Source organism: Desulforhopalus glucosivorans (assembly GCF_054397165.1).
The window spans coordinates 2753352-2768671 of record NZ_AP044854.1; the positions used below are offsets into that span (position 1 = coordinate 2753352).

At 43.2% G+C, this 15320-nt stretch carries 12 protein-coding genes; 2 read left to right on the forward strand and 10 right to left on the reverse strand.

Annotation, left to right across the window (positions count from 1 at the left end):
- Positions 1-86 precede the first annotated feature (86 nt).
- Positions 87-1046, reverse strand: a complete 960-nt coding sequence (locus ACX6CI_RS11940) for a YkgJ family cysteine cluster protein (RefSeq protein ID WP_458778387.1) — start codon at positions 1044-1046, stop codon at positions 87-89.
- Between the two features lie 505 nt (positions 1047-1551).
- Between ACX6CI_RS11940 and ACX6CI_RS11945 the strand changes: the two genes are divergently transcribed.
- Positions 1552-1746 (forward strand): hypothetical protein, encoded by a 195-nt coding sequence (locus ACX6CI_RS11945; protein WP_458778388.1) that lies wholly within the window; start codon positions 1552-1554, stop codon positions 1744-1746.
- 40 nt (positions 1747-1786) lie between these two features.
- Positions 1787-2557: a histidinol-phosphatase HisJ family protein gene (locus ACX6CI_RS11950; protein ID WP_458778389.1), complete on the forward strand. Its 771-nt coding sequence runs from the start codon at positions 1787-1789 to the stop codon at positions 2555-2557.
- Here the strand turns inward: ACX6CI_RS11950 and ACX6CI_RS11955 are convergent.
- From ACX6CI_RS11955 to murG, 9 genes are all read right to left on the reverse strand, one after another.
- The gene (locus ACX6CI_RS11955; RefSeq protein WP_458778390.1) at positions 2554-4185 is read right to left on the reverse strand and encodes a HEAT repeat domain-containing protein; all 1632 of its coding nucleotides are present in this window, start codon (positions 4183-4185) and stop codon (positions 2554-2556) included. The genes ACX6CI_RS11950 and ACX6CI_RS11955 overlap by 4 nt on opposite strands.
- Before the next feature lie 177 nt (positions 4186-4362).
- Positions 4363-6087: an FAD-dependent oxidoreductase gene (locus ACX6CI_RS11960; RefSeq protein WP_458778391.1), complete on the reverse strand. Its 1725-nt coding sequence runs from the start codon at positions 6085-6087 to the stop codon at positions 4363-4365.
- A 408-nt stretch (positions 6088-6495) separates the two neighbouring features.
- Positions 6496-7980: a two-component system sensor histidine kinase NtrB gene (locus ACX6CI_RS11965; protein ID WP_458778392.1), complete on the reverse strand. Its 1485-nt coding sequence runs from the start codon at positions 7978-7980 to the stop codon at positions 6496-6498.
- Positions 7981-8168: 188 nt separating this feature from the next.
- Entirely contained in the window at positions 8169-9395 is a 1227-nt protein-coding gene (gene ftsZ / locus ACX6CI_RS11970) for a cell division protein FtsZ (RefSeq protein ID WP_458778393.1), read from the reverse strand.
- Between the two features lie 106 nt (positions 9396-9501).
- Positions 9502-10746 carry a cell division protein FtsA gene (gene ftsA, locus ACX6CI_RS11975; protein WP_458778464.1) on the reverse strand — a complete coding sequence of 415 codons (1245 nt, stop codon included), beginning with the start codon at positions 10744-10746 and terminating at the stop codon, positions 9502-9504.
- A 51-nt stretch (positions 10747-10797) separates the two neighbouring features.
- Entirely contained in the window at positions 10798-11793 is a 996-nt protein-coding gene (locus ACX6CI_RS11980; protein ID WP_458778394.1) for a cell division protein FtsQ/DivIB, read from the reverse strand.
- 88 nt (positions 11794-11881) lie between these two features.
- Positions 11882-12805, reverse strand: coding sequence for a UDP-N-acetylmuramate dehydrogenase (gene murB, locus ACX6CI_RS11985; protein WP_458778395.1), 924 nt, complete (start codon positions 12803-12805; stop codon positions 11882-11884).
- Positions 12806-14197, reverse strand: a complete 1392-nt coding sequence (gene murC, locus ACX6CI_RS11990) for a UDP-N-acetylmuramate--L-alanine ligase (protein WP_458778396.1) — start codon at positions 14195-14197, stop codon at positions 12806-12808. It abuts the gene before it with no gap.
- On the reverse strand, positions 14197-15315 hold the full coding sequence (gene murG / locus ACX6CI_RS11995; RefSeq protein WP_458778397.1) for an undecaprenyldiphospho-muramoylpentapeptide beta-N-acetylglucosaminyltransferase: 1119 nt from the start codon (positions 15313-15315) through the stop codon (positions 14197-14199). Before murG ends, murC begins: the two co-directional genes overlap by 1 nt.
- Between the last annotated feature and the right edge of the window lie 5 nt (positions 15316-15320).

Consider the following 15320-nt stretch of genomic DNA (forward strand, 5'->3'; position numbering starts at 1 on the left):
AACCATAAGATTACGAGGGGGGGGGTAATTTGACCTTATCTCTTCATGCTTCACCATAACGAAGAGGAGATCAATTACAACAACGCTTATTTAATACCGGTTTCTTTCTTATCTTTTTCAGTCTGAGCTTTGAACTCTTCATACTCTTTGACAGACTTCAGCACAGATGCATCCTGCTCAACCTTCATAGCAGCAACTTTTGCCTTAATTTTCTCTTCCTTGATATCAAGAGCCTGCGCACCAAATAGGGTTGCGGCTAAATACTTAAAGGAAAAGAGCATCAACTCCACATCATCTTCTTTGATTTTCTGGATGGTTTCCTCATCGAGGATATACGTGTCGAGAAAAGAACTCTCAAAGATAAATCGTCGAAAGGTAGCGAGATCAGTTGACGCCATAAAAAACATACGCTTGGCCTGCTCAGAAAGAGTTGCTTGCAGTCCATAAGACTTACGTCGCATAACAAGACGAAGCCACTCTTTATTCATCTCATCCCGAACATCAACACCCTGGTCTTTACGCCACTCACGTACAGTCCATTCCTTATCCTCCTCAAACCCCTTACAATGATCTTCGCGAACTGTGAAAAAGAATTTTTCTTCTTCAGCAACATTCTCATTGCCATCGGCATCACGGCTACCACCTTCATGAAAATCTGCCATTCCAACAGGGTAGTATCTACATGCTGTAGGCCTGTCAGTATATACAGTACAACCTTCCGGGGTTACAAAAGGACATTTATTGTCATCTTCGCGAAGCTTAATCATAACACCAGGCATATCTGTTTTTTCAAGATATGTGGGTAAGGTGTAGGTATGAAGGAATTCGTGGGCCGCAATCCCCAATCTTTTTGTAAGCTGCAAGATATCATATGGAGTAAGAACAATCTTAATGCCACCACAGCATGCGGTAAAACAGCTCACCCCAGGGTGACAGCGAAACTTGATATGGCTATCAAGGGTGAGTTTTTTAGGTTGAATTGAAGATGGATTTTTCTCATCACCAAAGAGCATTTTCTCTTTTACGTTGTTATTATCGTTACTCATCACATCACCTGAAGAAAAATTATATATGACTCCATATTAGTGCCTTACTCCTGAAAGCCCGTCAAAAAACAAGAAACTCAGGAATTTAATTTGAAATCGTAAGTTAGTCTTACCACCAAGACACGTATCCCGTTCATCGGGATTAGGAGCGTAGTTTCAAACTTGAGCCGAGTATAATAAACAGCTGTGCGGATTGTGTAAACCTATTTCGCCATTTGACAAACCGATGGATTAACAGTTATCGCTTTGTAATATTGAAGAAACAGTGTACCGATAGCAAAGACAAGCATCTCCCACCTTATCTCTTGCAGTTTTAGGTATTTTTTCGTATATCATTTAACTTCGAATGCGTTTTAAAACTAACCCCGATAAACGGGATACGTACAGAAGTGATTTTAAGTTCGCAATGTTAAAAGGTTCTCCAGTTTTCTTGTTCTTTATGAGATTTTTTCTGGAGTAATGTACTAATATGAAGTAACCCAAAGCGGTAAGGATTTCACCTAGAATGAAAATATTTTGTAGTCCCGTTGACTTAACGGATGTTGATACTGTTGTCTACCATCTCCACGATGGTCCTGCCCTCTCCATGAAAATTGACGGCATTGAAGATTACCTTGATTTCGAACTGGAACGTGGTCATTTTTGTGACACTTCTGATATAGATGGCACCCTTCATTTCTTTCCTAAAGGAAATGCATAAGAGATTTTTCTCTTTCTCTTACTTCTCGTAAAAACACTCCATGGGTTCTCATCAACTCCAACTGGCACATTGTGATTCCCACGTCCACACAAAAATGTGTGGCCACGCCATTGGAGAAATGGAAGACTATGTCATTGCTGCCCTTAATAAGGGTTTGCATCGCATAGTCTTTTTAGAACACATGGAAGAAGGTGTTATTACCCCTAAGTCCTCCTGGCTCTCGGAGGAGGATTTCGATTACTACTTTAGTGAAGGCAAACGCCTGCAGGAAAAATACCTGGGGAAAATTGAAATAGGTCTAGGTGTTGAGTGCGGCTACAATCCTCATTGTAAAAAAAGATTGCAGCAGAGGTTGCAAAAGAGATCCTGGGATCAAATTGGTATCTCCTGCCATTTTCTCCAGATTGAAGGAGAACGTGATCACCTTAATCTTCTCAGCAAGAAACCTGAGAGTATGGCAAGAGCCAATCAATTGTACACACCCGAACTCTTCAGTAGGTACCTCGATATTCTTCTCGAGGCTATAACAGAACTGGATGGGACTGTTTTGTGCCACCTTGATGCCGCCTTTCGCTGGGTCGCAGCTCACGAACTAACAGCTGAACACTATCAGAAAATAGACACACTGCTGGGTGTTGCCGCTGGGAAAAAGATGGCCCTTGAAATAAACACCTCAGGTATCACCATCCGCAACGAACCCTTCCCAAACAGCAGTATCCTTGCTCTTGCCAAAAAACATGGCATGACCCTTCAACTCGGTTCAGACGCACACAAACCTGCAGACGTGGGTAACTACTTCGAGAAGTTTTAACTCGATACTTTTGTAAGCACTTTCTCCATTGCATCACCCAGGGTCTTTGCATTAAAGGGCTTATTCAAGATAGAGTTAACCCCTGCCCCAAGGGCCGCTTCATTGTCCTGGCTCTCATTCTGAGTAGTAACCATGATCACTGGCAATAATTTTGAGGTGTAGCGTTCTCGTATCTTTTCTGTGAGTTGAATACCTGTAATGTCAGGCATATTCAAATCAGTAAGCACCATAAGAGGCTTTTCGGTCGCCAGCCACTCAATGGCTGAAGCAGGAAACTCAAATAAGACAGGGTCATAGCCAAGTTCATGGAGGGTTGCCTTATAGATATTTAAAATCATCCTTGAATCATCCACCGCAACAACCTTAGGACGAACTATTTCTTCCTCTTCACCGGTCAACTTTCTGGCAAAATCATTTTTTCCATTCTGTTTTAATAGCTGATAGTAATGATTTCGAATATCCTTGTGGGTGTGGGGCAGATAGACGAGGGCTAACTCTTCAAATAATTCATCATCGGCAAGACATAAGAAGATATTATCAACTTGAGCATTCACAATGATCTTTGCAATATGCCTGGCCTCATTTTCCTGGCCTCTGAGCAAGTTTTTAATACCTGCACCTAAGATTGAAGAAAAGTTTTTATCAATTGCCCGAGCAGCGGCCACACAAACATGATCCTCACAGTCAGTTAGCCCTGCAGTCAAAGTATAGGCACCCTTTTTAAGCGGCAACAAGGCCAATGCCTCATATGCTGCAAAACGAACATTGGCACTTTTTGGCTCGTTTCCAAGTAACTTCCTAATGGGTACAACTGCGGACTCATCACCTATGTCCCCAAGGACATTGAGGGTGTGTATGAGGAAATCCGGATCATCTCTTAGAAGATTATCTATAAGTACAGGAACCGCCTTAGGACCAATCCTCACCAGCTCTGCTTTAGCAAACGTTCGCATATGAGCATAGTGGGAGCGGATTGTATCGTTGAGCTTTTCAAGGGATATCTGATCCTGGACTTCAGCAAAGATAGATAGAATCATATAATCTATCTCATTATCGGTTCCCATTCGTTCAGCGAGACGATGCATTGCAGTGGGTGTGCTGACCTGCCCCAAGGACTGAATTGCTGCAATAATCAATTCTCTATTTGCTGCATAGAGATAGTCTGTCAGGGTGTTGATTGATTCAGGATCGCCAATAAGGCCAAGACTCTCAATTATGGTATGAATCTCAGCTTCGTCTTCACATTCGGCTACTATCTCCAGGAGCTTAGGAGTGGCAGCCTCAAGTTTCAGTTCGCCAACCAATCGAATAAGCTCTGTTTTATCGTCGATTCTGGAAGACCCCAGAAACTCGATCAGCTTTTCAGGGTAGGCAAGCAGGATAGAAAGAAGGGTTTCCCGGATAATGGGCATGTCATCGGCAACATCCGGATGATTTTGCAAGATATAAATAAAAAGAGGTACTGCAAAATCAACATCAGCCCGGGACAAAAGGTAAACTAACTTAGTTCGTGTTTTCTGATCAATGCCCCCAAGATGTGACAAAACCAGCTGGGCTTTTAGGGCGTCACCTGTTTTTATATTATCCTGAATCTCTTCAATCATATGCTGCCCATTCAACTCAGCCATACCAACCCCACAAGCAATGTTTGTAATTATCATTAACTACGTGAAAACTTTTATAATAGAATTGCTTATCATAGCATAGGCCTTCACCACTTGTCTAATACAGGTAGTAAAAAACAAACGGTTTTTCACTCAACCAGCTCATGGGTGAAAGCCTATACAGGCAACATCAAAGCTGACTTATTCAGGTAACCATTCGGAGCCCATTTTCTTAATAAGATTAAAGCCTCCAGGCAATACCAGAGTGTCTGTTATACCGACAGCATCAAGCATAACCTGAACCTCAAATGACCGTGATCCAGCATTACAAAATATGATCATTTTTTTATCTTGAGGTAGTTCGGAGTAACAGCTGCGTACCTGCTCATAGGGCATGGACTGCCAAAACTCCGTGCCAAATTTTTCAGCAAAGGGTGCTACCTCAGCACTATTTCTCACATCGAGCACAATCCATTCTTTATTGGTTTTAGGACTCAGCATTGCTGCATTAAAATCACCAATATCTATCTGTCTCATCCTACCATCACAGAGATTGTCTGCTATATAGGCTGCAGCATTAATTGGATCAATTGCCGGTGAAAAGGGAGGGGAGTAAGCCATTTCGATTGTTCCAAAATCATCTATTGTGGCACCGGCACTAATCGCAACTGCTGCTGCATCTAGGCGTACAGACAGACTATCATTTACAGGGCCTGAACCTTGAAGACCGAGCACGCGTCTTGTTTTTTTATCAAAAACAAGCTCAAGACATATGACATTATGACCGGGATAAAAATGTGCCCTGTCAATAGGTGTTGAAAGAGAACATGCTGCATCAAAGCCCTCTGCCAGTGCCATTTCATAACTGAGCCCTACAGCCCCAACAGCTACATCAAATGCTTTAACAATAAAACTACCCACACCGCCTTTAAACACCGAAGGAATACCTGCCATATTATCGGCAGCAACCCGTCCCTCCCTGTTGGCCATACTGCCAAAAGGTGCAACAAACTTCTTACCAGTTACAAGATGGGGAATTTCTACACAATCACCCGCCGCGTAGATATGAGGATCAGAGGTCTGCATCCGCTCGTTGACTGTTATTGCACCCCTGTCAGAAGTTTGTAAACCTGCTTCCTTTGCAAGCTCACCCCTTGGACGGATACCAGCCGCAATGACCACAATATCTGCATTCAGGGTTCTATTAGCCGTTCTGACACCGACAGCCACACCATCTTTTACAATGATTTCTTCAGCACCCTCATTAAGGAATAGATCAATATTGCTTTCTCGAAGGTTCTTCTCCATTATTTGGGCAATGGGTTTATCCACTATACGGGGCAGTACCTGATCCATATATTCAACGAGGGACGTTTCAACCCCCCAAAGGTCGGTGAAAGCCTCAGCCATCTCAATTCCTATGGCACCTCCTCCAATCACAACCGCACTACTCACCTTACCTTTCGCTATCATATCTTTAATAGTGATAGCCTTATGAAGATCACTGACAGTAAAAACGTTAGGAGCATCAGTTCCAGGAATGGGCAGCTGTATTGGAGTACTCCCTGTTGCGAGCATCAATTCATCATATTGAAGCTCTGACTGTTTACCTGTTTTAAGATTTTCAACCAGAACAGTTTTTTCTCTTCGATTAATGGTCAAAGCCCTTGTGCTTGTAAGGGTTGTTACGCCTTTTGCTTTCTCAAAAAAGTATTCATCACGAACCATATGGAAGCTTGTTGAACGTAACTCTTTTTCATCGGCAACATCACCCGCTACATAATATGGAATTCCACAACCGCCATACGAAATAAGGCTATCCTGATCAACAATCGTAACCTCGGCGTCGGTCATCACCCGCTTCAATCGACAAGCAGCCTTTGGCCCCGCAGCAACTCCTCCAATAATAAGTATCTTCTTTCCCATAACTGTGTCCTCAACTCGACGAAATTAAATATAATTTATAAAAAACAGTATCGATCCATCGACACTGTTATAATCATATGTACAATATAATAACTAAACCTCAAGCCCATTTTTATGCGAATTGAAACATTATGGTTAAGGCGTGCGAATATAATCTAATCTGAGGCGATCTCTGTCATCAAAAAAGAACCTTGCTGAAAGCCATATTGGAGAAATAACAGCAAAACCTGTTCCTGCTTCTAGCAAAAATTCCCTCTGAAGGTATAAGATCAGACAGTGCACAGAGCATGTGTGTTATACCAATTCCTGAATCCCCGAAAAGGCCAAGCCAATTTCCCTTATTGAGATCAAACGAATAAGGTCCCTAAGCAGAGAATTGCTAGTTATCAATATGGAAAAATGGAGAGTTCAAGACATAGCAGGAAAGCGGATAGTAAACGTTGTCCCTTCACCCTCACTGCTCTGAACGGACAACCGGGCCCCATGACTGACAATTATATTTTGAGTTATGGCCAAACCAAGACCAGTTCCTTTATTTTTGTCAGTAAAAAATGGTTCAAAGATCTTCTTGCTTTTCTCAAGCGACATTCCATCGCCTGTATCCCTGATAGAGATTTCATTTTCACCTTCTTCGTTTTTCCTGGTGGTGATCTGAAATTCTCCCCCCTCCTCCATGGCCTGCATCCCATTAACCAGGATATTCAACAATGCTCTGTACATCAGGTCAGGATCAATATTATTAGGAGGCAAATGAGGTGAGAGATCGGAAATAAGGTCGATGTTTTTTCTCTTTAACTCAGGTGAGATAAAATCCAACACCTTTCTCACAATATCGTTGAGCCCCTTCAACTGCAGTTGCGGTTTCTGAGGTCGTGCAAAGTCAAGGAATTCAACCACAATATTATTGAGTCGCACGGTCTCATCAACTACAATTTTTGCTAAATGCTCATTGCCCGGTGCAATTTTTTTAATTCTTTTTACTAATATTTCAGCAGTACTACGCACAATACCAAGGGGGCTTTTTATCTCGTGACTAACTGTTGCCACCATGGTGCCAAGGTGGGCGAGTCTTTCTGCCTGATTGAGTTTTTCTTCCAGGCGTTGTCGTTCTATGGCACGCTTTTCAATCTTTTCACCTGCCCGGGAGACAATGGAGCGCAATACCAGAAACAAGATTCCCATGACGATGCTGGAGACAACAATAATACGACCCTGAAATTTGATAATATGCAGGTAGTTTCTTGAAAGATCCTTCTCGATCTCTATCACCCCCATTATCAACTCACCTTCTCCGTCGTTTCGCACCTGTTTAAAGGGGATGAAGGTTCTGAGGTTACACTTCACCTTATCTGTAATATGTAAAAGACTCAGAACAGAACCATTATATGCCAGTCTGGAGTTAGGAACTCCCTCAAGGGCCATACTATACTCAAAACCACCAAGATCTTTTTTACCAATCAAGTCCTGATCAGTTGAATATGAGATGATATTTCTTGAAGAATCGTAGATGGTAACAGAACCAATTTTCATCCCCTGGGTCACACTTTTAACAACTGAATCAAGTAGCTCAAACTGTTCAGGTTTACGTAGTGCGATACCCCCATAACGTATCACCGCAGGCAGTACAAAACGTCTAAAAACCTGCTGATTAATATTTTCAGCGAGCAGAAGAGAATACTCCTCATTCTGTTCCAACATTACCTTTCTTGCGTTATCTGAAATCAACCAGGAGAGAATAAGAGTAAAGAGAAGAAAAACACCGAGACTGGAAAAGGAGAAATACTTTACAAGTTTAAAAGACCCAAGCCCTGACCCGGGATCTGCCTGATGCTGCTTGCCATCCCATGACTCCTTTAACATAGCACTTGCTCCAGCAAAACAGTTCTTCGACATGAAACTACTTTGATAATGGCTAAATGATGAACATCAGCTGAGAAATTAGAGTCCATGGGAGAACCACTATGGAGTCGGAACCATAAAAGAACTATGGTCATAGATCGGGCACTGCTGAAGCAGTACCCAGATAATGGGACTGAGAATTGTTTATATATTAAAACTCAGTCCATTTCAAACAACAACCCCTAGTTGGCCTTTTTACGCAGATAGGTTGGCGTTTCCAGATAATCGTCATTCCAATTAATTGAATTAGCAGCCTTACCTTCGGGGACGTTTGACGCCCCTAAATTTTCAAGTGGGTCAAACTTAGAACCTGGTAAACGGGCTACGCGGGGATGATTATTGGGAGCGGCTGGAGCACCTTTTACAACGGGCTCTTTTTCTTTTAATGGCTGTGCTATTGGTTTACTCATATGATCTTCAACAGGATTAATTGTGCCCTGTTCATCAAGCATATTACCAACACCCGTTGCAATCACTGTAACATGGAGTTCATCACCGAGGGCATCATCATAAAGGGCACCAATTACAACCTTGGCGTCATCATCAACCTTATCCTGAATAAGAGCAGAAGCCTCCATGAACTCAGACATGGTAAAGGATTCTTCGGAGGCAGAGATATTAATGAGCAAGCCTCTTGCTCCATCAATACCAAAATCCTCAAGAAGTTGATTATCAATGGCCTTCCTGGCAGCCTCGGTAGCTCTGCTTTCACCAACAGCTGCACCTGAGCCCATAATAGCGGGGCCCACTTCCTGCATTACGGTGCGTAAATCGGCAAAATCCGCATTAATCAACCCCGGTACATTAATAAGATCAGTAATGCCTTTTACAGCCTGTAACAGTACGTTATCGGCCATTGAAAGCATATCTGAGAGTTTGCTGTTTTTCTGCATGATTGAAAGCAGGCGATCATTTGGTACAGTGATAATTGTATCAGCATACTTGTGCAGCTCGGCCCACCCTTTTTCAGCATTTTTGGCGCGAAACTTACCTTCAAAACTAAATGGCTTTGTCACGACAGCAACAGTCAGGGCGCCAAGCTCCTTACTGACCTTAGCCACAACTGGAGCAGCTCCCGTACCAGTACCACCACCAAGACCGGCGGTAACAAAAACCATGTCACTGCCCTGAAGAGCCTCTTTAATCTCCTCTTCGGACTCCATCGCTGCCATGCCACCCGTTTCCGGATCAGCACCTGCGCCCAGTCCCTTGGTGATACCAGGTCCAATCTGTAGACAGATATCTGCCTGAGACTGATTCAGTGCCTGTTTGTCGGTATTTGCGGTGATAAATTCAACACCTTGTAATCTATTGGCCACCATTGTGTTGATGGCATTTCCACCACCACCACCAACGCCGAAAACTTTGACTACAGCAACGCCTTCTGATTCCGGTATTCTAAACGGCATAACAACCCCCTCATCTATTAAACAACCACTTTAGTGGTGATAAAGTGCAAATGTATTCAATGCTAAGATACAGCATTCTGAAAAATCCGGTCAATACTAAAAACCTTTACATGATTTTTTTAAGCCAGTCTTTTACTCTACTGAGAACAGTGGTTTCCTGGCGGCCACCTTCATCATTATTGGTTCTGGCAAACAGCACAAGCCCTGCAGCCGTGGTACATCTGGGCGAATGTAAATCAGCAGTCTTCCCTGTAATACCGGTAGGGTACCCAATCCTAACAGGTAAATCAAATATTTGTTCAGCAAGATCAACAAGATTTGCGAGAAGTGCAGTACCTCCGGTAATAACAACCCCACCATTAATTTTATTCTTTTGTCCAGAAGCCACCAGCTCACTATTCATCATCTCGAGTATCTCAAGAACTCTGGCTTCAAGAATATCCACCAGGACCTTCTGAGTCACCTTACGAGGCTCCCTGTCACCAACAGTCGGGACGTCAACCACCAAGTTTGGTTTAATGATAGAAGATATGGCACCGCCATAATCTTCTTTTAGTCGTTCAGCTTCCTGAAGAGGTGTCCTGAGACCTACGGAAAGATCATTGGTCAGATTGTGCCCACCCAAACCAATTTCACAGGTGTGACGTATGGTTCCATCACAAAATACTGCAAGGTCAGTGGTACCTCCACCGATATCAATAAGTGCTACACCCAGCTCCATCTCATCCTTACTAAGGACCGCATGGGAAGAGGCAATGGACTCAAGGACAAGGTCCGCAACCTCTAATCCGGCCTTATTACAACAGGTGACAAGGTTGTGAACTGCTGCAATATCAGCTGTTACAATATGCACATTTGTGACAAGCCGTACTCCTGTCATGCCCACTGGATTCTGAATACCGGTGTGATCATCCACCATGTACTCCTGAGGCATTACATGAATAATCCGCTGATTTTCTGATATCTTAACGGTTCGTGCAGCAGCAATAACTTCGTTAATATCTGCTTGTTTAATCTCACGATTATTAACAGCAACAATACCGGGGCTATTAAAACCCTTAATGTGATTCCCTGCGATCCCGACATAGACATATTCAGACTGCAGGTCATAGCCTGCATCTTCTTCTGCCAGGTGCACTGCCTCTCGAATTGACGCAACGGTGCTTTCAATGTTTACCACAATCCCTTTTTTAAGACCCTGGGAGGGAACAGTTCCAACACCAATGATTTTTATACCACTGTCGACCACTTCGCCAACAACACAACAGATTTTTGTGGTCCCTATGTCAAGTCCGACAACCAACTCACCAATCTCCTTGAGGTCCTCAAGGGGAGGCTGGGTTATCAGCATCTCAGTATCATTTACGTCACTATCTATCTTTTTCTCATCCATTCGTTTTCTTCAACCCTGGCCACTTTGTGCAACAAGCACTTTATCCTGTAGATAATCCATCTGAATATATTCTACTTCTGATATGAGATCTTTACCTTTTTCTTTTTTATACAATGCTTTAAGCACTTCAACAAGCCTACCATACTTCTGCTTAGTGTTACCATTTCCAAAGAAAATTGGAAACGGATATTCTACAAGATAAACAACCAAATTCCCATCTTGAGTAACGTGAACCTCAGATAAAGACTGAACAGGAAGGTGGGGATCATTTCTTCTGGCTTTATTTAAAAAAATAAGAACTTCGCTCAAAGCCTCATCCCGTTTGGTCTCATCCTGTATTTCTGTGAGTCCTGTGACTATTGGAAAATCAATTTTACCACCAGGGGTCAACGTTAAAAATGAGTTTCCTCGTTTATCAATGTAGCGCAGTTCAGTACCATTTGCTGTGTTAATATGTAGAAGTGCAAGGGGTATATTTTCAACGATATCAATATCAACCCCCGAAGGCCAGTTACGCTCTACTGTCGCCTTGGCTATCCAGGGATTAGCTTGTAGTTTTTCTTCAATATTTGCAATATCAAGCCCCAGCAAACTGGACTGGTGAATTATAATTCCAGCCGTAGTTCGTAACTCTTCTTTTGAGAGGACCGATTCTCCCGAGATGGAAAGTTCCGTCACCTTAAAGAACTCGACCTCCTCTAATCTTTGCTTAACAATATCACCACCAAGCATCCAGAAGAAACCTAAGGCCCCAAGACACAAGACTTTTCGACCAATTTTCATACCACCAGATTTTTTCACCTGGGGGGAATAAATATTTTGATCTGTATGATGCCTCAGCCTTGTAAAGCGTTTAATAAAAGACAACCTTGACTTCGACGTTGAAAACTGTTCGTTTTTCGTAGAAACCCCTCCAAAAGAAATATCACCTGACTGATAGCTTCTCTTTTTAGTAGTGTCTGTTGAAAGACTTAGTATGTTTTTTATCCGAGAATAAAGGCGCATGGCTGCTCTAAAGTTAGTATCCATTTTAGTTGGATGGCTCAACGAGTATTCTACAATACCAGATTACCAGATCAAATCACTCATCTCTTTACATAAGGTGCAATTCTGGTTCTAAATTCACATCAAATCGCTCATACACCTCACGTTGCACACGTTCCATAAGACTTAATACGTCGGCGGCTGTGGCTTTTTTATAATTAATTATAAAATTCGCATGTTTTTCAGACACCTTAGCTCCTCCAATTGACATACCCTTAAGACCGCATTCCTCAATGAGCTGACCTGCACTTTTCTCTGCTGGGTTCTTGAAACACGACCCTCCATTGGGGTAATTGTGCGGCTGGATGTTCTTTCGCTTTTGTAAAAGCTCTTTCATGCTATGTTCAATGAGCTTACTGTCTCCCGCAGTTAATGAAAACAGAGCATCCACAATAACAGCCTGCCTTTCAAATGTACTAAAATAGGGCCAATACCTGTATGAAAAGTCCAATTGATCACCGGTAAGTTTCTCATACCCTAACGCTGTGATCACCCCGACCTCCGTAAGCACTGAGGACAATTCTTTCCCCCAGGCTCCGGCATTCATAAGAACTGCCCCTCCAACACTGCCGGGAATACCGTAACTAAATGCCAAGCCATTATAGCCTTTGCGGCAACAATGGTGATTAAGTTTTGTTAAACTACAACCAGCGCCAACGCGCAGTGAAATTGTTGAGTTGTCGCAATGGTCAGCAGTTGCAATTTCCGCGAACTCTCCGCCCAAGATAATAACAACACCCCGAAATCCTTCATCATCTATCAACAGATTACTTCCCTTACCTATAACCCTCCATGCTACTGACTCCGCGTCTAAAAACGGCAGAAGTGAAGTAAGTTCCTGATATTTTGAAACAACAACCAGAGCGTCCGCCGGCCCTCCAATGGCAAAAGAACTGTAACGGGCGAGTCCACAATCAAAAACAACCCCTCCAGAGCACATTTTTTCAAGCCTCATCCGAAGGTCGCTATTCATTCATGCCTTCTCCGTATTTTCATCCAAAATATCAAGAAGTTCCTCTCCAACCCTTACAATATTTCCAGCTCCTAAAGTGAGAACAAGATCATCTTCCTGCAGCATTGGGACAAGTTCACCCGCCATACTCGCCACATCTGCTATATAATGGGTATGACGCTGACCATGTTGACGGGTGGCTGCCAACAGCGTTTCACTGGTCACTCCCTCAATAGGCTGCTCCGAAGCTGCATAAATATCGCACATGATAAGGACATCAGCCCTATGAAAGCAGGTCTGAAATTCCTTAAAAAGAGCCTGAGTCCTTGAATATCTATGGGGTTGAAAGAGAACCACCAGTCTCTTTTCAGGCCAAGCCTGCTTAATTGCGTCAAGTGTTGCTCGAATCTCTGTGGGATGATGGCCATAATCATCAACCACACTGATCCCCTTAAGCTCTCCTTTTTTCTGCATTCTTCTTTGAACGCCAACAAAATCTTCAAGGCCCTTCTTAATCTCCGGGTAGGTGAGTTCTAGTTCCAGACCAACACATACTGCAGCAAGAGCATTGTACACATTGTGAATGCCCGGGGGAGTAACAGAGAGTGTTCCCAATTCTTTTTCCTGATCTTTCACCACACAGTTAACCCGGCCTGCACTCCAGGTGATATTTTCCGCATGTATATCAGCCTGGGGAGTTAAACCATACGTCAAGGTGCGCCTTTTAATCCTGGGCAGTATATCTGCAATGTTGGCATCATCGAGACATAGGATTACAGCACCATAGAAAGGTATCTTGTCGATAAACTCCAGGAATGTCTCTTTAATATGATCTAAATCCCGATAATAATCCAGGTGCTCTAGATCGATATTAGTGACCACCTCCACCACAGGGGAAAGCTTCAAAAAAGAGCCGTCACTTTCATCAGCTTCAGCGACCAAAAACTCACCATCACCAAGTTTTGCATTACCTCCAAGAGCATCGACCTTTCCACCAATTACGACAGTTGGATCCAGTCCTGCAGAGGCAAGCATACAACTCACCATAGATGTGGTGGATGTCTTCCCATGGCTGCCAGCAATAGCAATACCATATTTTTTAAGGCGCATGAGTTCAGCCAGCATTTCAGCACGCATAATGACCGGAACGGCATTCTCCCGCGCCTGAACCACTTCAGGGTTGTCGCTTGAGATCGCCGAAGATGTCACCAAGACCTCAGCCCCTTCAATCCATTTTCCGTCGTGACCCTTATGTATTTTACCCCCAAGAGATCGTAACTTTTCAGTAATGGGGGATGAATTAAGATCCGAGCCAGACACAGTATAGCCAAGGTTAAGCAGTAACTCCGCGATACCACTCATACCAATGCCACCGATCCCTACAAAATGGATATGTTTTGTTTTTCTATACATTATTCGCCACCCTTCATTCGCTCAAGACAACAGCTGACTATTCTTTCTGCAGCGTCAGGGTATGAAAGTTTCTTCATGGCAGCTGACATTTTTTCTCTTTTTACCGGATCTGTTAACAATTCTGTCACCACCAGCCCTAGTTGTTCGGCTGTAAGTTTTTTCTGGGTGAACTGCATAGCCCCACCACCATTCACATAGTATTGACCATTTTTTTCCTGGTGGTTATCAGCAGCATATGGATAGGGTATTAGAATCGCGGGTATTCCAAGAACTGAGACCTCAGCCAGGGTGGTGGCACCAGCCCGTGAAATTATCATATCAGCATCCTTATACACTGCATCCATTGCCTTAAAAAAGGGCTCTACCTGTACCTCTACATCATATTTTCCGTAGGCACGTCGAACACCATCCACATCTTTATCACCGGTCTGATGAATCACGCGAAGTTTTTTGGTCACGTCTTCACCCAGCTCTCCAATTACTTTTGGCAGCAGTTCATTTATAGCCTGCGCACCTTGACTTCCCCCTAAAACCAGTATGGTTTTCAGTTCAGTCTCATTATTCTTTTTTTTACCTGCCAGCTTTCTTATATCTGTTCGTACCGGATTTCCGGTATAAACAACTTTTACAGCTGGGAATTGCTCACCACTTCCAGGCAAAGACAAGCATATCCGATCGACAATTGATCCTAATTTTCTATTGGCAAGCCCTGGAACTGAGTTCTGCTCATGTATAATAGATGGTATTCCCATGGACTTAGCAGCTGAAACAACAGGACCGGTCACATAGCCCCCAACTCCAAAGACGATATCCGGCTTAAACTCTCGTATTATCTTGAGTGACTGCATATACGCACGTGGAAGAGTCACAATCGCCTTTAAAAGCTGATACGGATTTTTCCCTTTTACTCCGTGACAATCAATGGTCTTGCTGGCAAATCCATAATTTTTTAGAGATCCAGTATCTACCTTTCTTTTAGTGCCAACAAAAAGAACCTCAGTGCCCGGAAACTGATTTTGAAACTCCTGCGCTGTAGCCACCGCCGGAAACAGATGCCCACCGGTCCCACCACCTGTAAGAAGGAGACGAATTCTTTTCTTTTTTGACCCTTCACTCATCTCGC